General features: G+C 54.1%; 20 protein-coding genes. 15 read left to right on the forward strand and 5 right to left on the reverse strand.

Annotated features, from left to right (window positions below):
• Window positions 1–48 precede the first annotated feature (48 nt).
• The 3 genes from yajC to nusB all read right to left on the reverse strand — a co-directional run bounded on the left by yajC (window position 49) and on the right by nusB (window position 1,783).
• Window positions 49–372, reverse strand: coding sequence for a preprotein translocase subunit YajC (gene yajC / locus EGT74_RS18800; RefSeq protein ID WP_246008249.1), 324 nt, complete (start codon window positions 370–372; stop codon window positions 49–51).
• 63 nt (window positions 373–435) lie between these two features.
• Complete coding sequence (locus EGT74_RS18805; RefSeq protein WP_123848110.1) at window positions 436–873, reverse strand: DUF1573 domain-containing protein; 438 nt, start codon at window positions 871–873, stop codon at window positions 436–438.
• A gap of 13 nt (window positions 874–886) precedes the next feature.
• On the reverse strand, window positions 887–1,783 hold the full coding sequence (gene nusB / locus EGT74_RS18810; protein WP_246008250.1) for a transcription antitermination factor NusB: 897 nt from the start codon (window positions 1,781–1,783) through the stop codon (window positions 887–889).
• 315 nt (window positions 1,784–2,098) lie between these two features.
• Between nusB and EGT74_RS18815 the strand changes: the two genes are divergently transcribed.
• From EGT74_RS18815 to EGT74_RS18875, 13 genes are all read left to right on the forward strand, one after another.
• Window positions 2,099–2,380: a co-chaperone GroES gene (locus EGT74_RS18815; protein WP_119079287.1), complete on the forward strand. Its 282-nt coding sequence runs from the start codon at window positions 2,099–2,101 to the stop codon at window positions 2,378–2,380.
• A 57-nt stretch (window positions 2,381–2,437) separates the two neighbouring features.
• Window positions 2,438–4,072, forward strand: a complete 1,635-nt coding sequence (gene groL / locus EGT74_RS18820) for a chaperonin GroEL (RefSeq protein WP_123848112.1) — start codon at window positions 2,438–2,440, stop codon at window positions 4,070–4,072.
• A 127-nt stretch (window positions 4,073–4,199) separates the two neighbouring features.
• Window positions 4,200–4,715, forward strand: coding sequence for an FKBP-type peptidyl-prolyl cis-trans isomerase (locus tag EGT74_RS18825; RefSeq protein WP_123848113.1), 516 nt, complete (start codon window positions 4,200–4,202; stop codon window positions 4,713–4,715).
• Window positions 4,716–4,733: 18 nt separating this feature from the next.
• A complete protein-coding gene (locus tag EGT74_RS18830) occupies window positions 4,734–5,234 on the forward strand; it encodes an FKBP-type peptidyl-prolyl cis-trans isomerase (RefSeq protein WP_123848114.1) in 501 nt (166 codons plus the stop codon).
• A gap of 119 nt (window positions 5,235–5,353) precedes the next feature.
• Window positions 5,354–5,941 (forward strand): RNA polymerase sigma-70 factor, encoded by a 588-nt coding sequence (locus EGT74_RS18835; RefSeq protein ID WP_123848115.1) that lies wholly within the window; start codon window positions 5,354–5,356, stop codon window positions 5,939–5,941.
• An 81-nt stretch (window positions 5,942–6,022) separates the two neighbouring features.
• A complete protein-coding gene (locus EGT74_RS18840) occupies window positions 6,023–6,952 on the forward strand; it encodes a FecR family protein (protein WP_123848116.1) in 930 nt (309 codons plus the stop codon).
• Between the two features lie 229 nt (window positions 6,953–7,181).
• Window positions 7,182–10,703 carry a SusC/RagA family TonB-linked outer membrane protein gene (locus tag EGT74_RS18845; RefSeq protein WP_220392905.1) on the forward strand — a complete coding sequence of 1,174 codons (3,522 nt, stop codon included), beginning with the start codon at window positions 7,182–7,184 and terminating at the stop codon, window positions 10,701–10,703.
• A 10-nt stretch (window positions 10,704–10,713) separates the two neighbouring features.
• Window positions 10,714–12,105: a SusD/RagB family nutrient-binding outer membrane lipoprotein gene (locus EGT74_RS18850; RefSeq protein ID WP_123848117.1), complete on the forward strand. Its 1,392-nt coding sequence runs from the start codon at window positions 10,714–10,716 to the stop codon at window positions 12,103–12,105.
• Between the two features lie 112 nt (window positions 12,106–12,217).
• Window positions 12,218–13,645, forward strand: a complete 1,428-nt coding sequence (locus tag EGT74_RS18855) for an L-serine ammonia-lyase (protein WP_123848118.1) — start codon at window positions 12,218–12,220, stop codon at window positions 13,643–13,645.
• 74 nt (window positions 13,646–13,719) lie between these two features.
• Window positions 13,720–13,914 (forward strand): hypothetical protein, encoded by a 195-nt coding sequence (locus tag EGT74_RS18860; RefSeq protein WP_123848119.1) that lies wholly within the window; start codon window positions 13,720–13,722, stop codon window positions 13,912–13,914.
• A gap of 45 nt (window positions 13,915–13,959) precedes the next feature.
• Window positions 13,960–14,175, forward strand: a complete 216-nt coding sequence (locus EGT74_RS18865; protein WP_123848120.1) for a hypothetical protein — start codon at window positions 13,960–13,962, stop codon at window positions 14,173–14,175.
• Window positions 14,176–14,420: 245 nt separating this feature from the next.
• Window positions 14,421–14,720 (forward strand): hypothetical protein, encoded by a 300-nt coding sequence (locus tag EGT74_RS18870; RefSeq protein WP_123848121.1) that lies wholly within the window; start codon window positions 14,421–14,423, stop codon window positions 14,718–14,720.
• A gap of 70 nt (window positions 14,721–14,790) precedes the next feature.
• On the forward strand, window positions 14,791–15,333 hold the full coding sequence (locus EGT74_RS18875; protein ID WP_123848122.1) for a DUF7935 family protein: 543 nt from the start codon (window positions 14,791–14,793) through the stop codon (window positions 15,331–15,333).
• 242 nt (window positions 15,334–15,575) lie between these two features.
• On the opposite strand, the gene EGT74_RS18880 is transcribed toward EGT74_RS18875, so the two are convergent.
• Entirely contained in the window at window positions 15,576–16,478 is a 903-nt protein-coding gene (locus tag EGT74_RS18880; protein ID WP_123848123.1) for a M23 family metallopeptidase, read from the reverse strand.
• A gap of 54 nt (window positions 16,479–16,532) precedes the next feature.
• On the opposite strand from EGT74_RS18880, the gene EGT74_RS18885 reads away from it, so the two are divergent.
• The gene (locus tag EGT74_RS18885; protein WP_123848124.1) at window positions 16,533–18,086 is read left to right on the forward strand and encodes an acyl-CoA mutase large subunit family protein; all 1,554 of its coding nucleotides are present in this window, start codon (window positions 16,533–16,535) and stop codon (window positions 18,084–18,086) included.
• Window positions 18,087–18,122: 36 nt separating this feature from the next.
• Window positions 18,123–19,019, forward strand: a complete 897-nt coding sequence (locus EGT74_RS18890) for a class I SAM-dependent methyltransferase (protein WP_123848125.1) — start codon at window positions 18,123–18,125, stop codon at window positions 19,017–19,019.
• A 77-nt stretch (window positions 19,020–19,096) separates the two neighbouring features.
• Here EGT74_RS18890 and EGT74_RS18895 read toward each other — a convergent pair whose 3' ends face one another.
• Window positions 19,097–21,274, reverse strand: coding sequence for a S46 family peptidase (locus EGT74_RS18895; RefSeq protein WP_123848126.1), 2,178 nt, complete (start codon window positions 21,272–21,274; stop codon window positions 19,097–19,099).
• Window positions 21,275–21,293 lie beyond the last annotated feature (19 nt).

Raw genomic sequence — 21,293 nt, forward strand, 5'->3', positions numbered from 1 at the left:
GGCGCTCCGGCAGATGCGGAGCGCCTCTTTTAAAAAAAGTGGAGGCTGTTATTTGGTTTCAGCGGCCTTGTTCACGGCACTGGTATATTCCATGCTAACGGCGGAGCGTTCGATGGTGATATAGGTACCGGCGCTTACTTCCAGTTGCAAAGTATTGTTATCGTTGATTTTCTTTACTTTACCGTGGATACCCGCGATGGTCACCACTTTATCCCCTTCTTTGAGGTTGTCGATAAACTGTTTCTGCAGTTTGGCTTTTTTAGTCTGGGGGCGAATCATGAACAGCCACATTACCAGGATCATACCGCCGAAGAACAGCAGGGAGCCCATTCCGCCGAAACCGCCCTGACCACCGCCAGCCTGCGGTGTCATCAATAAAACATTTAATAAGTTGTACATCGTATGTAGTTTGTTGATTTGAAGCTTGTAAAGTTACTATTTCTTGGCAACGATCACGCATTGAATTCTGGGACCGGTCACCAGGGGAGGATTGGTATTGGCCTGGATGAACAATTCCTTTTCGGTATAGCCTTCCGGCCGGCCATGGCTGTCGAATTTCACCTTCATGTAGCCGCTTTCGCCGGGTTTGATGGGCTCTTTGGGCCACTCCGGCACGGTGCAGCCGCAGCTGGCTTCCGCTTTCTGGATAAGCAGGTCTTTATTGCCGGTGTTGGTGAATTTAAAGGAGTATTCCACCACTTCGCCCTGCGTTACGTTCCCGAAATCGTGTGTTTGTTTTTCGAAGGTCATGCGGGCCACTTTGGTAGTGTCGTTCGCATCGGTGGCGGCCGCAGCCGGCTTTTTGCCGCCTCCGCCGTTACAGGCCGCCATGAGCAGGCCGGCAGCGAGGATGGGATATAAAAATAGTTTCATACTGAAAACTGCTTTATTTCTTGGTTCGGTCTACTTTCTGCACCAGGTTGGCCTGCTGCAGGTCCTTCAGGATGTTATCGAGTATGCCGTTCACGAACTGCCCGCTCTGGGGGGTGCTGTAAGCTTTGGCCAGGTCGATGTATTCGTTGATGGTCACTTTGGTGGGGATGGTGGGGAAATACAGGAATTCGCACACGCCCATTTCCATCAGCAGCATGTCTACCGCCGCGATCCGCTCGGGGTCCCAGTTCTGCAGTTTGGGTTTGATCAGCTCCAGGCAATAGTCCTTTTTATTGATGGCGGTGCTGAGCAGGTCCCTCGCATATTCCAGTTTTTCCCTGCTGATCAGCTGTAAGAAGTTGAACAGCTGCGGTTTAGAGAGGTAGTTACCTACCAGGATGCCCATCATCTCCTCGTCGTCGCCCCAGTGCAGGAAGCTGTCTTCCATATGCTGGCGGAACAATTCGTTCTTTTCCAGGATGTCCTTGTAGATATATTCGATAATCTGCTTTTCGGAGGCTTTTTCGCGGGAGGGCTCGGCGATGTATTTTTTATATATTTCGCTGTCTGCCAGCTGGTTGTACAGCTTCCGGGTCAGTTCCACATCTTCCAGGCGGCGCAGCTTCCACGTCTCCAGGTTGACCTGGAACCCTTTGTCGCCCAGCACCTGGAAAACAAAGTCGTTGCCGGCAATTTTGGTATTAACCGCCAGATCCTCCGCGCTGGGCAGGTGTTTGGAAGCCCTCGCCTGTGCATCTGTTTCGGCGTACTGGGCCACACGTGCGATCGTGTAGAGCAGATACGTGAAAATCTGACTGGTCTGGTCCAATTTCTCATTCAGCAAACTCGTGGCAGTGCCCGGTTTCACGGTGCCCTGCTCCATGGTGTCCATGGCATACAGTGTTTGCATAACTTTTACCCGGATGTTTCTTCTACTGATCATTGTACGCTTAGGAAAATGGCCGCAAATCTACTGTTTTACAGGGACTTTTAAAAAAATACTTCCGGAAGGCGTTCCCTGACAGTTGCGGAATCTGCCATGCGAGGGGCTTCTGACAGGTAAAAATGAAAAAATGTCATTTATTGACAGTCCCCCGGAAGTTTGTTTATATTTGCTTCCTGCAAATTTGACCCGATTCCCCGGTTGGCATAATCTTCGTAAAGGGAAACTCCGTCAATTGACAGCCTAATCACATCATATCAAGTCTTTAAAAATAGATCTACAATGGCAAAACAATTAAGTATTAAACCTCTGGCAGACAGGGTGATTGTAAAACCCGCAGCAGCAGAAGAAAAAACAGCAGGCGGCATCATCATCCCAGACACAGCAAAGGAAAAACCGCAGCGTGGTACAGTAGTAGCAGCAGGTCCCGGTAAAAAAGACGAGCCTGTGAGCGTAAAAGTAGGCGATACTGTATTGTATGGCAAATATTCCGGTACTGAAATCAGCCTGGAAGGAGACGATTACTTAATCATGCGCGAGTCTGACATCCTGGCTGTACTCTAAGCCCCTCCTGTAACGCAGCTTTTTTTCTAAAAACGACCAAGAAAAACTAATACTATTATGGCAAAGCAAATTTTCTTCAATACCGACGCCCGCAACAAAATGAAAAAAGGCGTTGACACCCTGGCAAACGCGGTGAAAGTGACCCTGGGCCCCAAAGGCCGTAACGTGGTGATTGAAAAGAAATTCGGCGCTCCCGGCGTAACCAAAGACGGTGTAACTGTAGCGAAAGAAATTGAACTGGAAGACCCTATCGAGAACATGGGCGCACAGATGGTGAAAGAAGTAGCCTCCAAAACCGCGGACATCGCAGGTGACGGTACTACCACTGCAACCGTGCTGGCACAGTCCATCATCGGCGAAGGCCTCAAAAACGTAGCCGCCGGTGCAAACCCGATGGACCTGAAACGCGGTATCGACAAAGCGGTTAAATCCGTGGTGGAGAACCTGCAGAAACAATCCGAAAAAGTTGGCAGCGACAACAAAAAGATCGAACAGGTTGCCGCTATCTCCGCTAATAACGACGCTGCGATCGGTAAACTGATCGCCGAAGCGATGCAGAAAGTGACCAAAGACGGTGTTATCACCGTTGAAGAAGCGAAAGGCACCGAAACTACCGTAGAAGTAGTGGAAGGTATGCAGTTCGACCGCGGTTACCTCTCCCCTTACTTCATCACCAACAGCGAAAAAATGCAGGCTGAACTGCAGAATCCTTACATCCTGATCTACGACAAAAAGATCAGCACCATGAAAGACATTCTGCACATCCTGGAGAAAGTGGCCCAGCAAGGCGCTCCCCTGCTAATCATTTCTGAAGACCTGGAAGGTGAAGCACTGGCTACCCTGGTGGTAAACAAACTCCGTGGTACCCTGAAAGTGGCGGCTGTGAAAGCTCCCGGCTTCGGCGACAGAAGGAAGGAAATGCTGCAGGACATCGCTACCCTCACCGCAGGTGTGGTAATCAGCGAAGAACAGGGTTTCAAACTGGAAAATGCCGACCTCACTTACCTGGGCCGCGCAGAATCCGTGACCATCGATAAAGACAACACCACTGTAGTAGGCGGTAAAGGCAAGAAAGAAGACATTTCTGCCCGTATCGGCCAGATCAAGGCGCAGATCGAAGTGACCACTTCCGACTACGACCGTGAGAAACTGCAGGAGCGCCTGGCGAAACTGAGCGGCGGTGTAGCCGTACTGTACGTTGGTGCCGCTACCGAAGTGGAAATGAAAGAAAAGAAAGACCGTGTTGACGACGCCCTGCACGCAACCCGCGCTGCCGTTGAAGAAGGTATCGTAGCTGGTGGCGGCGTAGCCTTCATCCGCTCTATCGAAAGCCTCGACAAGCTGAAAGGCGAAAACGAAGACGAACAAACCGGCATTGCCATCGTTAAACGCGCGATCGAAGAGCCCCTGCGCCAGATCACCGAAAACGCCGGCATCGAAGGTTCCATCGTGGTACAGAAAGTGAAGGAAGGTAAAGCCGATTTCGGTTTCAACGCCCGCACCGAAACTTACGAAAACATGCTGGCCGCCGGTGTAATCGACCCGACCAAAGTAACACGCATCGCCCTGGAAAACGCCGCATCCATCGCTGGTATGCTGCTCACCACCGAATGTGTGATTGCCGATAAACCGGAACCTAAATCCGCAGCCCCTGCAATGCCGGGCGGCCACGGGATGGGTATGGACTACTAGTCGCACCCGGTTATCCGATATTGCTGTCCCGCCCCGGTATTCCCGGGGCGGGATTTTTTTTGTAACATTATTTCCCTTCCGGCCGTTTAACTGTTGTATTTTTGACAAACTTTTTGTGAATTACGGCATGATGATCAAACGCCTGTTATATTTTTTCCTGCTTACCGCCTGTACCGCGCTGGTATTCAGCTCCTGCGCAAAGGAAGACAGCGATACGGGCTCGTACATGAACATGGACGGGCTTAACAAGGAAAACAGCGCCATCCGCGATTTCCTCCGGGAAAAGAAGCAGGATTCGGGACTGGTGATACATCCCAGCGGCATGTGCTACCGGATCATCGACAGGGGCACCGGCAGCCAGTACATCACCCGCGAAAACGTGCCAGTGGTGATTTACACCCGCCACCTGCTGCCCAGCGAAAAATTCGTGGAATCGTCCCTCAATCTGCCTACTTCGTTCGACGGGCGCCAGCTCAAGAACCACATCCTGGGTTGGCAGATCGGGTTGCCCCTCATCCCCAAGGGCGGCCGGATTATCATGTATATCCCTTCCTCCCTGGCCTTCGGTTCCACCGGCATCCCCGGCACCATTCCTCCCAACGCCATCCTGATTTGTGACGTAACCCTTGTGGATTTCAAATAATTAAACCAGTATAGTATAATGAGAATGAGACACTACTTTGGGCTGTTAAGCCTCCTGGCCGTAACTTTTTTCGCCGCCTGCAACAAAAACGACAAACCGGCGCAACCCTTCGACCCGGCCAAACAGGCCGAAACCGATGAACAGCTGATCCGGGAATACATCGCCAAAAATAACATCACCGGCACCGTCAAAGACGCCACCAGTGCCCTGCATTATAAAGTATTGGCGCCCGGCATCGGCGGCGATACCATGAAGCTCAACGACCGCATGAACGTCAGCTACAAAGGCACCCTGCTCAACGGCACCGTGTTCGACGAAGGCGATAAAACCAGACTGAGCGAGGCCCGCCTCGACCAGTTGATCGAAGGCTGGAAAATCGGGCTGCGCAAAATCACCAAAGAAGGCAAAATCCAGCTGTTCGTGCCCTCCGCCCTGGGGTATAAAAACTCGGCAACGGGTAAAATCCCGGCCAATTCCGTGCTCATTTTCGAAGTCACCCTCCACAATTATTATTACTAGCATCTGCTGTACGATAGAAAAATGCCCGCCCGTCACAAGGCGGGCATTTTTTATGGTCAGGGAATGATTTTTTTGTTATTTTTAATTGCCCCGCATCAGAATTACAGCGATCAACCAAAATGAGTGAGCGAATACCACATACCACCGCCGAAAACAGTGAGAAAACGCTCGAACTGATTTTTGTGGACATCTTCAGGCAGCACGAAAGCCGCCTGTATGCGCTTGCCCGCAAACTCACCAAATCGGACCTTTTCGCCGGCGACATCATCCAGGAAGTGTTTATCAAACTCTGGGAACAGCGCGGCCAGCTGTCAGAGATCGACAACATGGAAGCCTGGCTGTACCGCCTCACGGAAAACAAAGTCATTGATTTCCTGCGCAAAGCGGCGGCCGACGACCGCCTGCGCGAAGCCCTCTGGCAATCGCTCGCCCACAACGCCCAGGAAACGGAAAGCCAGGTGGCCACCCGCGAATACCACCGCATGCTCCAGAAAGCCATTAACAGCCTGCCGCCCCAGCGCCGCCTCATTTACCAATTGAACCGCGAAAAAGGCCTCAATTACCGCCAGATCGCCGAAGAGCTCCGGATCTCCCGGCACACCGTCAAAAACCAGCTGTCCACCGCCCTGCAATCCATCCGAAGCTTCATTCTCAAAACCTCCGGACCGCTGTCACTCCTTTTTGTAAAATATTTTTCAGGCGAATAGGAACATCTTCTTTTTGCTTCGTCTCCCCTATTGAAGGTTACAACTTTTCTAATCCACGTACACCAACACAAGCCCCGCGAGATGGAAGAACGGATCAAATATCTATTCAGGCAGTACGCTGCCGGCAAATGCTCCCGGAAGGAGTATGAAGAGTTTTTTGCGTACATCCGCCGGTCGTCGCACGATGATTCCATCCGGGCCCTCATACAGGAGGCTTATGCGGCAGACGGGCAGGTGCCCGCCGCTCCGCCTTATGTAGACGGCAACGGGGCGCTGGTGCTGAAAAAAACGAAGCGCAGCCTGCGCTGGAGCATGGCCGCGGCCGCGGTACTCGTACTGGGACTGGTGTTCTGGTGGAACAGCAGCCCGGAACTGAAACGCAATTTCACCGCCCGCTCCGAGTTCAAATACCTGCTGCTGCCGGACAGTACGCAGGTGTGGCTCAACGCCGCCAGCACGCTCGAGTATCCGCCGCAGTTCAAACCCGGCATCCGGGAAGTGTACCTGTCCGGCGAGGCCTATTTCGATGTGCAGCACGCCGATAAAGTACCGTTCGTGATCCACACCGGCACTGTATCTACCACCGTACTGGGCACCGCTTTTAATATCAAGGCCTACCCCGGCCTGAAGAATATCATCGTGGCGGTGAACCGCGGCAAGGTGAGCGTGCGCTACGGCAAACAGCAGGCCGCCACGCTCACGGAAGGCCAGCGGCTGAAAGTGGACCGGGAAGAAACCGTTGCGCCCGCGGCCGTTAAAACCCTCGTGACGGAAGCCGCTCCCTGGAAGCTGGGCAACCTCGCATACGACAACGAAACGCTGGACGACATCGTGAAAGACCTGGAGCGGGTGTACAACGTGCATATCCGAATTCTCGACGCAGGTGTGGGACAGACAAAAATATCGACTTCCTTCCGGCGCGACATCGGCGCCGAAAAAGCGCTCGAAGTGCTTTGCAGGCTGACGGACACGGACCTGAAACGTTCGGAAGGAATTTATCATATTCAGTAGTAGCAATCGGTATCATCAACCAAAATTCAAGTCATGAATACGTACCAACAATCCGGTTACGGATAATGGGCTGTTAAATGAAAAGAGCCGCTCCTGTTGCGACCAGGGTGCGGCTCTGTTTGCGTTAATAATCCCTGTTTTCAGAATCATTAAACTTACCAAAGCTATGAATTTGTATGCAAAACTGCATGGCGTTTCCGTGCTATGCTGTAAATCCAAAAGGTTATTTATGAGAATATCCATTCTGGCGGTATTGCTGACGATCAACGGGCTTTTAATGGCCGCATCCGGAACCGGCCAGGACCTGCGTAAACCCGTTTCCATAGAGCTTAAGAACGCCAGCCTGAAAACGGCGCTGCGCAAAATCGAATCACTCGGCAGGTTGTCGTTTACCTACAAAACGGCCGACATTGCGGCTTACGACAACATCACTTACCAGGCCACCGACAAACCGCTGGCCCTGATACTCGACGACCTGCTGCGCTCCACCGGCCTGCGGTACGAGCAGGTAGAGGCCAACATCATCATCAAAAAACAGGCCCCCGCAGGTACCCCTGCCGCGGCTGATGATAAGACCGCGACGCAGCCCGCGGCCGTTTATGACGGCGGCATCAAAGGCGTGGTGAAAGACCAGACCGGCGCGCCCGTTCCGTTCGCCACCATCACCGTCGTGGGCACCACCCGCGGCACCGTGGCCAACGCCAACGGCGAGTTCACCATTACCGGCCTGAAAGCCGGCGCTTACCAGCTGCAGGCCTCCGCCATGGGCTTCAGCGCCATGCAGCAGAACGTGACCGTGCAGGACAATGCCAACGCCACCCTTAATTTCCAGCTCAGCCTTGGCGACACCAACCTTAGCGAGGTAGTGGTGACCGCCCTGGGCATCAACAGGAACCAGCGCTCGCTGGGATACGCCACCCAACAGGTAGACGGCGATAACCTTACCCTCACCAAAGAACAGAACGTGCTCGGCTCCCTCGCCGGGAAAGTGGCCGGCGTGCAGGTGACAGGCTCGTCAGGCTCCAGCATGGGCGGTACGCAGAAGATCAAGATCAGGGGCGTCAACTCCATTTCCGGGGCAGACCAGCCGCTGATCGTTATCGACGGCACCCCTATCTCCAACGCCAACTTCGCCGCCAGCGACCGGGCCGACTATGGCAATATCGGACAGGACGTGAACCCTGAAGACATTGAAACCATCAACGTACTCAAAGGCCCCGCCGCGTCCGCCCTCTACGGTATCCGCGGGCAGTACGGCGTGATCATGATCACCACCAAAAAAGGAAAACGCGGCGCCAAAAAAGTGGACGTGCAGCTCAATAGCGCTTACTCCATCGAAAAAGCCGCCAATTTCATGGAGCTGCAAAACCTTTACGGTGCAGGCTCCACACAAACTTGGCGCACGCTCGCCAACGGACAGAAGTTCGTGCAGCTCGATTACGACGAAAGCTGGGGCCCGAAAATGGACGGCACGCCCGTTCGCCAGGTGTTCAGCTTTTACCCGCAGGATCCCGAGTATGGCAAAGAAACCCCCTTCGTGCCCCACCCCAGCAACATCGAGGATTTCTATGAAACCGGCCATACGTTCAACAACGGCATCAACGTTTCCGGCGGCAGCGAAAGCGCTTCTTTCCGGGTGAGTTACAACAATACCAACATCTCCGGCGTGGAGCCCAATACCTGGCTGAAAAGGAACAACCTCGGCATCAACGCTTCGCTCGACCTCACCCCGAAATGGACGGTATCCACCAATATCAACTACGCCAACAACAGCGCCCAGCGGCCCTCGCAGGGTTCCGAATGGGGTGCGCGCTACCTGGTGCAATGGTTCCAGCGCAACCTGGATATGAAACGCATGAAGGACTACCGGTATGCAGACGGTACCGTCAAACACTGGAACCTCGACCCGCCCGCCACCGGCAGCAGCGGCGTACTCACCGATTTCGGCGCGCTGTACTGGGACAACCCTTATTTCGACGCATTTGAAAATACCAGCAACGACAGCCGCGACCGCTTTTTCGGCGATCTCGGCCTCACCTGGAAAGTAACGCCCGAACTGAAGATCAGCGGTTTTGTGAGAGGCGATATGTACACCCAGAACATCGAAAGCCGCATCGCTTACGGCAGCCGGCGCGTGGCGCAGTATGCCACTGGTAAATACCAGAACCGCGAGCTCAACTACGAATTCCTGGCGCAATACACCAAAAACTGGGACGACTTTTCCTTTAACGCCAACCTCGGCGGCAACATCTACAGCCGCCGCTACAGCTATGTGACCGGCACCACACAGGGCGGCCTTTCCAGCCCCGGTTACTACAGCCTCGACGCTTCCGTAGACCGGCCCCTCAGCAGCTCTTACCTGCTCCGCAAACAAATCCGCAGCGGCTACGGCATGGCCTCGCTCGGTTATAAAAACACGTATTTCGCAGACGTCTCTTTAAGAAACGACAACTCTTCCGCCCTTCCGGCAAATAACAATTCTTACTGGTACCCGTCTATATCCGGCAGCTTTATTTTCAGCGAGGTGATGAAGTGGAAACCATTGTCGTACGGCAAGCTGCGCCTCAGCTACGCACAGGCCGGCTCCGACCTCGGCGTGTATGAAACATCCCTCAACTACGGGCAGGGCAATTATTACAAAGACGGCCCCAACCCCACCATCAACACGCTGTACATCCTCGACGACCTGGTGAATGAAAACATCAAACCCTCCTTCGCACATTCCTACGAAGCGGGCATCGACCTGAAGTTCCTCGACGGCAGGCTGGGTGCGGAATTCACCTATTACGTGCAGAAAAACAAAAACCAGATCATCCCCCTCGGCCTTTCCGGCACCAGCGGTTTTGCCCGCACCACCATCAACGCGGGGCTGATCGAAAACAAAGGGTTCGAGGTAACGCTAACGGCAACGCCCGTACGCAGCCAGTTCTTTACCTGGAACACCATCTTCAACCTGAACAGGAACCGCAGCATGGTAGTAGAGCTCGGTCCCGGCCAGGATGTGTACCCCCTGTATTCCACCACCTACTCGCAGGTAACCTCGTACCTGAACGCGTATAAGGGCCAGCCTTTCGGCAGCCTCATCGGCAAGGCTTACCAGCGCGATTCCGCCACCGGGCAGATTCTGCTGGGCGCCAACAACCAGCCGCTGTACACTTCCGAAACGCATAATTTCGGCAGCGTGCTGCCCGATGTGACGGGCGGTTTCCAGAACATGTTCCAGATCTGGAAATTCGACCTGGGCGTGATGATCGATTACCAGATCGGCGGGCAGTTCTTCAGCCGCTCCGCCATGCTGGCCGCCAAAACGGGGATGGCCGCAGAAACGGCGGCGTTCAACGACAAGGGCAAGAATGTAAGGGATCCGCTGGCCGACGGCGGAGGCGTAAAAGTGAGCGGCATTTCGTCCGTCACCAAACAGCCGGTTACTGCTTACGTGGATGCGCGTACCTATTACCGCACCACGCTCGGCACGCATGTGTATGAAGAATGGCTGTATGGCGCCGACTATATCAAGCTCCGCGAGATCCGGCTGGGATATACGCTGGACAAAGCGGCGCTCGGCAGACTGCCCTTCTCCAAAATCAACATCGCGCTGATCGCCCGCAACCCGGTCATGATTTGGCAGAAGGCGCCGAAGGGGCTCGACCCCACGGAGCTGTCCACCGGCGCACAGGCCATCAGCTGGTATGAGTCCGGGCAGTCCAACACCGTTCGTTCATTTGGCGCAAACCTTACTGTCAATTTCTAAAGTTACGATCATGAAAAAATCCTTCATCATAGCAGGTATCTGCATCGCACTGGGGGCCTGCAATAAATTCGGCGACATCAACGTAAACCCGAACCTGCCGCAGCAGGCGTCCAATACACAGCTGATCGCCAGCGCACAGCTGTACCTGCCCGTACTGGCGGAATCGCCCCAGGGCGAATATCTCGGCCAGTACCTGTCTGAAACGCAGTATCCCAACCTCTCCCTTTTCAACCAGGTGAGCGCGAGCTTTTACGGCATTTACTACGGGCCGCTGATGAACCTCGATTCGGTGCTGCGCGCCAAAGTGCACAATCCCGCCGAAGGGCCCGCCGCCAACCAGGTAGCCGTCGCGAAAATCCTGAAATCGTATTATTTCTGGCATATCACCGACCGTTGGGGCGATGTACCCTATTCCGCCGCATTGCAGGGGAAGAACGATTTTACGCCGGTATACGACAGGCAGGAGGCTATCTATACCGACCTGTTCCTGCGGCTGGATGAGGCTGTGAAAATGATCGTACCCGGCAGTATCACCAACGATATCAATTTCAAGGGGAACATGGACCAGTGGAAAAAATTCGCCAACACCATCCGTATGCTGATGGCGCTGCGTTTGTCCGAAGCCGCTCCCGAAAAGGCAAAAGCCGAATTCAACGCCGCGCTCGCCGGCGGTATCATGACCAGCAATGCCGACAACCTCGTATTCAAACACCTCGCCGAACAGGCCAACGAAAGTTACTGGTACGACCAGGTTACCGATCAGAACCGGAAATGGTGGGCCATCAGCCTTACCCTCATGAATAAAATGAAACCGGTGGATGATCCCCGCCTGCCCGTTTATGCCGACAAAAATTCCGGCGGCAACTATGTGGGGCTTGAATTCGGTAAAACCGAAGGCCTGAGCACCAGCGCATTTTCGCTGCTGGGTTTTGAAAACCGCAAGCAGGACGCCAGCGTGTACCTCGTTACCTACGCCCAGGCCCTGTTCGCGAAAGCCGAAGCCGCCAAACGCGGCTGGATAACCGGTGGCGAAGCCGAAGCAGAGAAGAACTACAAACTCGCCATCGAACATTCCGTGCGCCAGTGGAAAAACAACGACACCACCGGTTACGGCGTGATGATGTCCAAACCCGGCATGCCTTACAATGCGGCCACCGGGATGGAGCAGATCGCCACCCAGCGCTGGGTGCACCTGTTCCTGCACGGATACGAGGCCTGGGCCGAATGGAGAAGGACCGGTTTCCCCGTACTGCACAAACCCCAGGGTAAAGAAATACCCACGCGCCAGGGCTATCCCAGCGACGAGGTGTTCAACAACCGCGAAAATTACCTGAACGCCGTTAATACCCAGTTCGGCAGCGCCGGCGACGGCCTGTACGGTAAACTGTGGTGGGACAAATAACACTGGAAAACCCGTTTTATACACAACAAAGGGTGCATCAACAGCTGATGCACCCTTGTTTTTGAATGTTATTGCCCAGAACCCTTACCTTTGAAAATTAAATCATCTATTTGTGCCAAACGAGTGCATTTCCGTATTTGACATTTTCAAGATAGGCATAGGGCCTTCCAGTTCCCATACCCTTGGCCCCTGGCGCGCCGCCATGCGTTTCTGCGACGAACTGCAGGCCATGGGCATGCTGCAGATGGTCACCCAGGTAAAAGTGCTGCTGTACGGCTCGCTGGCCAAAACCGGCCACGGCCACGGCACCGATATTGCCGTGCAGCTGGGTCTTTCCGGCGACGATCCGGTGACATTCGACGTGAACAACATCCACTCCAAGATAGACGATATCCGCCGCCACCGCCTTCTTCAACTGCATGGCAGCCATACCGTTACATTCGACCCCGTTGAAGATATCGAATTCCTGTTCGAAGCTTCCCTTCCTTTCCACCCGAACGCTCTTACTTTCCTGGTAACGTTGTCTGACGGCGAACAGCTGGCTGCCACGTACTATTCCATCGGCGGCGGCTTTGTAGTGAAAGAAGGCGAATCTAACAGCGGCACCGGCGGCGTGGAGCTGCCCTTCCCGATCGACACCGCGCGGCAGTTGCTGCAATGGTGCATCAAAACCGGTTATTCCATTTCGGAGCTCGTGATGGAAAATGAACATGCGTGGCGCAGTGAGGCCGAGACGCGCGCCGGTGTGATGAAGATCTGGCAGGTGATGCAGGAATGTATTTACCGCGGCTGCCATACCACCGGCGAACTGCCCGGCGGCTTGCGCGTGGGCCGCAGAGCTGCGGCGCTCAATAAAAAATTGTTACAGGGCCGCGGTTACACCGATTACAACAGCTGGGTGAACGCCATCCGCGAAGGCGGCAGCCATTTTTCGTATACGCTCGACTGGGTGAGCTGTTTCGCACTGGCCGTGAATGAAGAAAACGCTTCGTTCGGCCGCGTGGTGACCGCCCCCACCAACGGCGCCGCGGGCGTGATACCTGCCGTATTGCAATACTACATTGCATTTTGCGACGGGCTGCATGATGAAAAAATCCTCCAGTTCATTCTCACTGCTTCCGAAATAGGCAGCATCTTTAAAAAACGCGCCACCATTTCAGCCGCAATGGGCGGTTGCCAGGCGGAGATCGGCGTGTCTTCCGCCATGGCCGCAGCCGCGCTCACAGAATGTTTGGGCGGCTCGCAGCGCCAGGTGCTGATGGCAGCCGAAATTGCGATGGAACATCACCTGGGCCTTACCTGCGACCCGATCGGCGGGCTGGTGCAGGTGCCTTGCATCGAGCGCAATACGATGGGCGCCATCAAAGCCATCACGGCATCACAGCTCGCGCTGCAGAGTAACCCCGAGCTGGCGAAAGTATCGCTCGACGCGGTGGTGAAAACCATGTGGGACACTGCGCTCGATATGAATTCCAAATACAAGGAAACCTCCGACGGCGGCCTCGCTGTGAATATCCCGATCAGTTTGCCGGAATGCTGATCAGGTCCGGTTTTCGGGTTAGCATATTTTGGCGGGAAATGATGTTCTTCATAAATTGTGTGAAACCCCATTTTATGAAATCATCAAAACCCAGTTTCGCAAAGGAAATATTAAAAGGGTACGGGGCCGCAGAGGCAATAATGGATGCTATCGACAAGAACAGGGAGGATTTCTTTAAAGGAAAAAAGATCATAGTTAAGATACCCGCTACCGAAACACGGCCAGAAAGGCTGATCACCATTAACAACAACCCTCCGGAATTCCGCTAGAAGCGGTAACTGCCGCCATTGTTTAATTGTAAAGTGTTAACCCATATGAATGTCGCCATCGGTGCCTTCATGCTCACGCTCCTTTTAATTCCTGCTATTTCGCTCAGACTGGCTTTATACCGCCACCGTTATTTAAAAGAAATGCTGCATACGCTTTCCGTGATGGATACCATGTGGCTGTTCATTATCGTTCCGGTAATGACCCACACCATTCTGCTGACCGGTTTTCACCTGCTGGATTATGAAGTAAATATGATCTGATCCTTCACATCATAAGCGGACACAAAGAACTGAACGTCCATCAGCAGGGTTTGGGGACGGACATCATTTGTTTTCTGTCGTACAATCTTCTGGCATTCGCGCTTTCCATGATGTTATGCTTTTGGGTGGCGAACGGCCGGGCATCCGGCCGGTATATAATGACTTTGCTGGGAGCAGATAATGAATGGCATGAGCTGCTCAATGGGAATTGTAGCGCATTGCATAAACATACCATAATACTCGATATGCTCACCGCCACCGGGGAATTTACATGCCTGTATTCCGGTATCCGGAACAACTATCATTTCCGGTCGAAATCGATGGAACTGGAATACCTGGTGCTCACCAAAGTAAAACGGAGGGACTTCGGCAGGCCTGGCAGCACGGTCATGCTATCGTCCAACTTTATCGTCATACCGGCAAAAGAGATCCTGAATATCAGTATTGCCTATGTAAATATGGATGACTATTTACAATCCGGGCTTGAACAAATACCAGACAGCCACCACATTACTCCTGTTGAGGAAACGCTTGCCCCTGCCTGACACAAAAAATAAACAGCTATTACAAATATAAAAATACCACTATATTTGTATTTCTAAAATCCATACAATTATGCCTTCCAGCCAGGAATTGCTGTTTATTCTGATTATTGCAGGCGCCGTAGTGCTCGTTATCTGGACGTTGAAAGACACCCTGAAAAAAAACGGCAAATCAGCAGACCCCGCCAAAGGGGATACCGCCGCCAAAGCCGGCCGGCAGGAAGTGGTGCTGCCCCTGCAGCTGCAGGCCTACGAAAGGCTGGTATTGTTCGTGGAAAGAATCAACCCGCAAAGCCTGATCAGCCGTGTCAACCAGCCGGGCTTTTCCGTGCTCGACATGCAGATCGGCATGGTATCGAATATCAAATCGGAATATGACCATAACGTTTCCCAGCAGATCTATGTAACACCCGCTGCCTGGGAAGCCGTAAAAACAGTGAAGGAACAAACCATCTCCATCATCAACCAGATAGCGCTGAAACTGCCGCCGGATGCACCTTCCATCGAGCTGAACAAACAAATCCTCGAGCTCTTCATGCACCAGCGCGAATCCCCTGCCGATATCGCGGCGGAGATCATCAATGCGGAAGCGCGTAAACTGATGAGGGAGCAGTAGGAATTACCACAGTATGCAATACGGGTAAAAGTGTGACGGCAGTAGCCTGTGACAAGTGTTCTCAGACCGAAAGTTTTTATAGAAAACGACGGTGTGGCAGGACAATCACATGCTGTTACATGATGCCCTCACGGAAAATGGCTGCTGTGCAGTGGGCAATTACGCTGATCCACAACGCCTTCATGAAAATCACGGCGTTTGCGATTTCCTCAGGGAAAATAGCCGTGCGAATTGGAAACTTCTCAAAGATCCTTCCGCTTGATCATCTCGTTCAACAAATACCCTTTCCCGTTAAAGTGAATATACAGGGGCGTTGAGCTATACCAGGGCTTCCCGTTTTCCCGCGCATGCACCTGGATGTGCAGGTGCGGCTCCGAACTGAAACCCGAATTACCGACCCGGCCCAACGGGTAGCCGGTTTTAACGGTATCGCCTTCTTTCACGAATACGCTCCCTTTTTTCAGGTGGGCCATGAATACGTAGTAATCCGGCGTTTCAATCAGTACAAGGTTGGTATTCTTGGGGCCGCGCTGCATGTTGGGCGGTATATTGTCCGGGTTGTCGCCGTAGGCGCGCGTCACCACTCCATCACAGGGAGCATATATCGTATCTCCGAAAATCGCATAATCTTCCAGCCGCCGCGAGAATACCGTGTTGGCCCGGCGGCCGAGGTCGTCCAGCTTCACGATGTCCATGGCATACACCGCGCCGCGCAGGCTGAAGTGAAAGAGGTTGGTGGGTAATCCCTTCCCGCCCTGCAAAACGAAATAACGGCCCTTTTTAAGCGGAAAATCCAGCTCTACCGTTCCCGGCTTGCCCATGGTGCCCGTGAAATACAAAACACAGCCCAGCGCCAGCAATAGGGTAAAAAACACCTTCACCGGTATCCACCCGTTACCGAGCGTCACTTTCCGCCGCAGCAGGAACAACAGCCCCAGCAACACGTACAGGCCGCCGAACACATATTTCGCGTAAATGGTGAGAAATACCCAGGTACCGTAGAGGTAGATAAACAGGCCCATCGACAGCGACAGCAGCGCCGTAAACACAGCCCCCGGAACGGGTTTGCGCGTAGCGCGGAAAAACAGCAGGATGCTCCATAAACCAATTCCCATCGTCAGTATCAGCAACAGGTACGTTATCATAACCAGGCAACAAAATTTGTCACAATTTATCGTTTTTAAAGTAACATTGTAAATATGGAAAAGAAGATCAGGACCGATTCGGGTATCGAGATACAGCCCCTGTACACCCGTCCCGTACCGATGGATGAAGTGCCGGGCAGCTTCCCTTTTACAAGGGGTATTCACGCCTCCATGTACCGCGATAAACTGTGGACCATGCGGCAGTATGCCGGCTTCAGCACCGCGGAGGAATCGAACAAACGTTACCATTACCTGCTCGGTCAGGGCGTGATGGGCCTCAGCGTGGCGTTCGATCTGCCTACCCAGATCGGTTACGATTCGGACCATGCCATGGCGGAAGGCGAAGTTGGCAAAGTAGGCGTGGCCATCGACTCCCTCGAAGATATGGAAGTGCTCTTTTCCAGGATCGACCTCGAAAAAGTGTCGACTTCCATGACCATCAACGCCACCGCCTATATCCTGCTGGCGCTCTACATCGCCCTTGCCAAAAAACAGGGGGCCGACCTGAAAAAGATCTCGGGCACCATTCAGAACGACATTCTCAAAGAATATGCCGCCAGGGGCACTTTCATTTATCCGCCCAAACCCTCCATGCGGCTCATCACCGATATTTTCGACTATTGCAGCCGCGAGGTGCCCAAATGGAATACCATTTCCATCAGCGGATATCACATCCGTGAAGCGGGCGCCAATGCGGTGCAGGAACTGGCGTTCACCCTCTCTAACGGCAAAGCCTACCTGCAGGCGGCGCTGGAAAAGGGGCTCGACATCAACGTATTCGCCAAAAGGCTCAGCTTTTTCTTCAACGCCCACAACCACCTTTTCGAAGAGGTGGCCAAATTCAGGGCGGCCCGCAACATGTGGGCCCACATCACCAAAAGCCTGGGCGCTACCGATCCCAAGGCGCAGATGCTTCGCTTCCACACCCAAACCGGCGGCAGCACCCTTACGGCGCAACAGCCGCATAACAACATTGTACGGGTAGCCGTTCAAACGCTGGCGGCTACACTCGGCGGTACGCAAAGCCTGCACACCAACGGGTTCGACGAAGCGATCTCCCTGCCCACCGAATCCGCCGCGCGCATTGCGCTGCGCACCCAGCAGATCATCGGCTACGAAAGCGGGGTGGCTGACACCGTAGACCCGCTCGGCGGCTCCTACTACGTGGAAGCGCTCACCCGCGAAGTGGAAACCCGCGCCTGGGAACTGATCGAGAAGATCGATGCCATGGGCGGCGCCGTGAGCGCCATCGAACAGGGGTTCGTACAGGACGAGATCGCCCGCAGCGCCTACCAGTACCAGAAAGAAATCGAAACGGGCGAAAGGGTGATCGTGGGGGTGAACAAATTCACCGTTAAGGAAGAAGCGGATACGGAAGTGTTCCGCATCGACGACAGCATCCGCAAACTGCAGTCGGAGAAACTGCAGTCGCTCCGCAGCCGCCGCGATAACGCCAAAGCCGCCGCCGCTCTCTCCGCCCTGGAAGCCGCCGCCGGCACCACGGCCAACCTGATGCCGCTGGTGGTGGACGCGGTGGAAGCTTATTGCACGCTCGGGGAAATTGCCGATACCCTCCGCAAAGTATGGGGAGAGTACAGCGGTATTTAAAATGGATGCTTATCTTGCAGCAGCTTTAACTACAACATGAGTCGAATTCATTACCAGCAATGCCCGTTGTGCGGTTCAGACCGGATTAGCAAAAAATTGACCGCGCGGGACCATACCGTATCGCAGGAAACATTTGACATCTGGGAATGCGCCACCTGCACCGGCCGCTTCACCCAGGATGTACCCGCAGTGACTGAAATCGGCCGCTATTACCAGTCGGCCGAATATATTTCCCACACCGAAACCCGCGAAGGCCTCATCAACCGCATGTACCACAGCGTGCGCAAAATCACCATGCGCTCGAAACAGAACTGGGTGAAAACCGCGGCGGGCGTCAAACAGGGCAAACTGCTCGACATCGGCAGCGGCACGGGCGCCTTCCTCTCCCACATGAAACAGCTGGGCTGGGATGTGACGGGCCTCGAACCGGATGCCACCGCCCGCGAAAACGCTTTCAAACACTACAAAATAGAAAGCAGCTCGGTGGAAGACCTCTTCCGGCTGGAACCGGCGCAATTCGACTGCATCACCATGTGGCACGTGCTGGAACATGTGCACGACCTGCACGCCTACCTCGACCAGATACGCACGCTGCTCAAACCGGGCGGCGCGCTGCTGATAGCGGTGCCCAACTACACCTCCACCGACGCCCGCATCTACGGCGCGGAATGGGCGGCGTACGATGTGCCCCGCCACCTGTACCACTTCTCCCCCGTTTCGATGGACATGCTCATGCAGCAACACGGTTTCAACATCGCGGCCAAACACCCGATGGTGTTCGACGCGTTTTACGTGAGCCTCCTCAGCGAAAAATATAAAACGGGTAAAAGCGGCCTGCTGGCAGGCGGTTTCAAAGGCCTCCGCTCCTACTGGAAGGCCTGGCGGCATGTTGATAAATGCAGCTCCATCGTCTACGAATGTAAACTGTTATAAGCGCAACGATTTTTGTCATACATAGAAAACGGGCCGGGAACTGACTTCCGGCCCGTTTTCTATGTATGAACGTTTGTTTAAGAAGCTTTCTTCAGCACCGGTTTCGCACCTTTTTTCGGGTGCACCAGTTTCATCTCATCCACGAGATGTTTCGCGCCCGCGAATTTATCGACGATGAACAGCACATACCGTATGTCTACCATGATGTTGCGGCAGATGGCGGCATCGTAGTTGATGTCGCTCATGGTGCCCTCCCAGGTACGGTCGAAGTTCAGGCCGATGAGGTTGCCGTACGCATCGAGCGCCGGGCTGCCGGAATTGCCGCCGGTGGTGTGGTTGGAGGCGATGAAACATACCGGCATTTTCCCGTTGGCGCCGTACGGGCCGTAATCTTTCGAGGCGTGTAGCTGGCGCAGTTTCTCCGGCACGTCAAACTCGTAATCGCCGGGTTTGTATTTTTCCATCACCCCGTCGAGCGTGGTGGCGAAATCATATTCCACCGCATCGCGGGGCGCATAACCGTTCACTTTGCCGTAAGTGAGGCGCAGTGTGCTGTTGGCATCGGGGTAAAAACGTTTGTCTTTCACCAGGTCCATCTGCGCCTGCATATAGCGGCGCTGCAGGCGGTTGATCTCCGGCTGGAGTTCGTCGTACGGCTTGTTCACAAAATCCGTGTACCCGTTCCGCAGGCCGATGAGCAGCTTCGTGGCAGGGTCTTTCCAGACGTCTGCCGATACCTGCTGGAAAGGGCGGTTCACAAACGCCTCCAGCTTTTCGTACGAAACGAGGGCCGACTGGCTGTACAGCTTCCCGGCGGTGGTTTTTCCGTCTTTGTTCGTTTCCATCCATACCTGGTACCCTTCTCCGCCGATGCGGCTGGAAGGCACCCCTTCAAAATAAATATCGAGCAGTACGGCCGCCACTTCGCGGTCTACGTCGTTGTTATAGTCCTTGTACGATGCTTTTGCTTTTTTGAGGAACTGCTCGCGGATGGTTTCCCACTGGTCCGCGCCTTTCAGGCGGGTGTCATGGAGCGCGGTAATGAGATTATTGGCAAACCCCAGCATCTCCGTATTGCGGAGCAGTTCGCTGTAATAATCGCGGCTGACGGCATAAGGGCCCTGTTGTTTGTACAGGTTGTTCAGCGAATCGAGGAGGCCGCGGTATTCCGGACGGCCCTGCGCCAGCTGCTGAAAACGTTTTTCGAAGTCGAGTTTGCGCTGGATGCCGTTGGTCTGTTTCACGCCCTGCATCTCGCCGATCCATTTTTTCCAGGCGTTGGCGGTGCTGGCGAATTTGGCGGCATACTGGATCTTGATCTTTTCATCTTTGCGCATAAAACCGTCGATCACTTTGAGCGCCGCGTCGCGCATTTTTACACGGGCGGGGTCCTGCCCTTCCACCGTCAGCTTAACGGCTTCCGAAGGCAGGTATTCGTTGGTGCGGCCGGGGAAGCCGAATACCATGGTGAAATCATCTTCCCGGATACCGTCGAGCGAAATGGGCAGGAAATGTTTCGGTTTTAAGGGCACATTGTCCTTCGAATATTCCGCCGGCAGATTGTCTTTTCCGGCGTAGATGCGGAAGATGGAGAAGTCGCCCGTATGGCGGGGCCACACCCAGTTATCCGTATCGGCGCCGAACTTCCCGATGGAAGAGGGCGGCGCGCCTACGAGGCGGACGTCCTTATAGGTTTCGGTGATGAACAGGAAGTACTGGTTACCGTCGAAGAACGGTTTGATGAGCGCATCCTGGTAGGTTTCTTTTTTCGCGTTGGCTTTGATGGCGTTGAGGTTTTTGTCGATGGCGCTCTGGCGGGCGCTTTCGCTCAGGTTGCCGGCTACTCCGCGGAGGGCTTCGGCGGTCACATCGTCGATCCGCACGATGAAAGTAGCTGTCAGGCCCGCGTTGGGCAGCTCTTCCGCTTTGTTTTTGGCCCAGAAGCCGTTGTCGAGGTAATTATGTTCTACCGAAGAATGCGTCTGGATGGCCGAATAGCCGCAGTGGTGGTTGGTGAGCAGCAGGCCCTGGGAGGAAATGATTTCGCCGGTGCAGAAACCGCCGAAACTCACGATGGCGTCTTTCAGGCTGCCTTTGTTCAGGTTATAGATATCGGCGGCGCTGATTTTCATGCCCATGCCCTTCATTTCCTTTTCATTCAGCTTCGTCAGCAGCTGCGGCAGCCACATGCCTTCCGTGGCGTAAACGGACAGGTGGCCGGCAAGCAACGCTGCCATCAGAAAAATCTTCCTCATAAGTAAGTGATGCTTTGGT

Origin of the sequence: Chitinophaga lutea (assembly GCF_003813775.1) — a bacterium.
Taxonomy (GTDB): Bacteria; Bacteroidota; Bacteroidia; order Chitinophagales; family Chitinophagaceae; genus Chitinophaga; species Chitinophaga lutea.

Coding starts and splice junctions, on each gene's coding strand:
- yajC (WP_246008249.1), bottom strand. CDS start 372: ATGACACCGCAGGCTGGCGGTGGTCAGGGCGGTTTCGGCGGAATGGGC.
- EGT74_RS18805 (WP_123848110.1), bottom strand. CDS start 873: ATGAAACTATTTTTATATCCCATCCTCGCTGCCGGCCTGCTCATGGCG.
- nusB (WP_246008250.1), bottom strand. CDS start 1,783: ATGCAAACACTGTATGCCATGGACACCATGGAGCAGGGCACCGTGAAA.
- EGT74_RS18815 (WP_119079287.1), top strand. CDS start 2,099: ATGGCAAAACAATTAAGTATTAAACCTCTGGCAGACAGGGTGATTGTA.
- groL (WP_123848112.1), top strand. CDS start 2,438: ATGGCAAAGCAAATTTTCTTCAATACCGACGCCCGCAACAAAATGAAA.
- EGT74_RS18825 (WP_123848113.1), top strand. CDS start 4,200: ATGATGATCAAACGCCTGTTATATTTTTTCCTGCTTACCGCCTGTACC.
- EGT74_RS18830 (WP_123848114.1), top strand. CDS start 4,734: ATGAGAATGAGACACTACTTTGGGCTGTTAAGCCTCCTGGCCGTAACT.
- EGT74_RS18835 (WP_123848115.1), top strand. CDS start 5,354: ATGAGTGAGCGAATACCACATACCACCGCCGAAAACAGTGAGAAAACG.
- EGT74_RS18840 (WP_123848116.1), top strand. CDS start 6,023: ATGGAAGAACGGATCAAATATCTATTCAGGCAGTACGCTGCCGGCAAA.
- EGT74_RS18845 (WP_220392905.1), top strand. CDS start 7,182: ATGAGAATATCCATTCTGGCGGTATTGCTGACGATCAACGGGCTTTTA.
- EGT74_RS18850 (WP_123848117.1), top strand. CDS start 10,714: ATGAAAAAATCCTTCATCATAGCAGGTATCTGCATCGCACTGGGGGCC.
- EGT74_RS18860 (WP_123848119.1), top strand. CDS start 13,720: ATGAAATCATCAAAACCCAGTTTCGCAAAGGAAATATTAAAAGGGTAC.
- EGT74_RS18865 (WP_123848120.1), top strand. CDS start 13,960: ATGAATGTCGCCATCGGTGCCTTCATGCTCACGCTCCTTTTAATTCCT.
- EGT74_RS18870 (WP_123848121.1), top strand. CDS start 14,421: ATGCTCACCGCCACCGGGGAATTTACATGCCTGTATTCCGGTATCCGG.
- EGT74_RS18875 (WP_123848122.1), top strand. CDS start 14,791: ATGCCTTCCAGCCAGGAATTGCTGTTTATTCTGATTATTGCAGGCGCC.
- EGT74_RS18880 (WP_123848123.1), bottom strand. CDS start 16,478: ATGATAACGTACCTGTTGCTGATACTGACGATGGGAATTGGTTTATGG.
- EGT74_RS18885 (WP_123848124.1), top strand. CDS start 16,533: ATGGAAAAGAAGATCAGGACCGATTCGGGTATCGAGATACAGCCCCTG.
- EGT74_RS18890 (WP_123848125.1), top strand. CDS start 18,123: ATGAGTCGAATTCATTACCAGCAATGCCCGTTGTGCGGTTCAGACCGG.
- EGT74_RS18895 (WP_123848126.1), bottom strand. CDS start 21,274: ATGAGGAAGATTTTTCTGATGGCAGCGTTGCTTGCCGGCCACCTGTCC.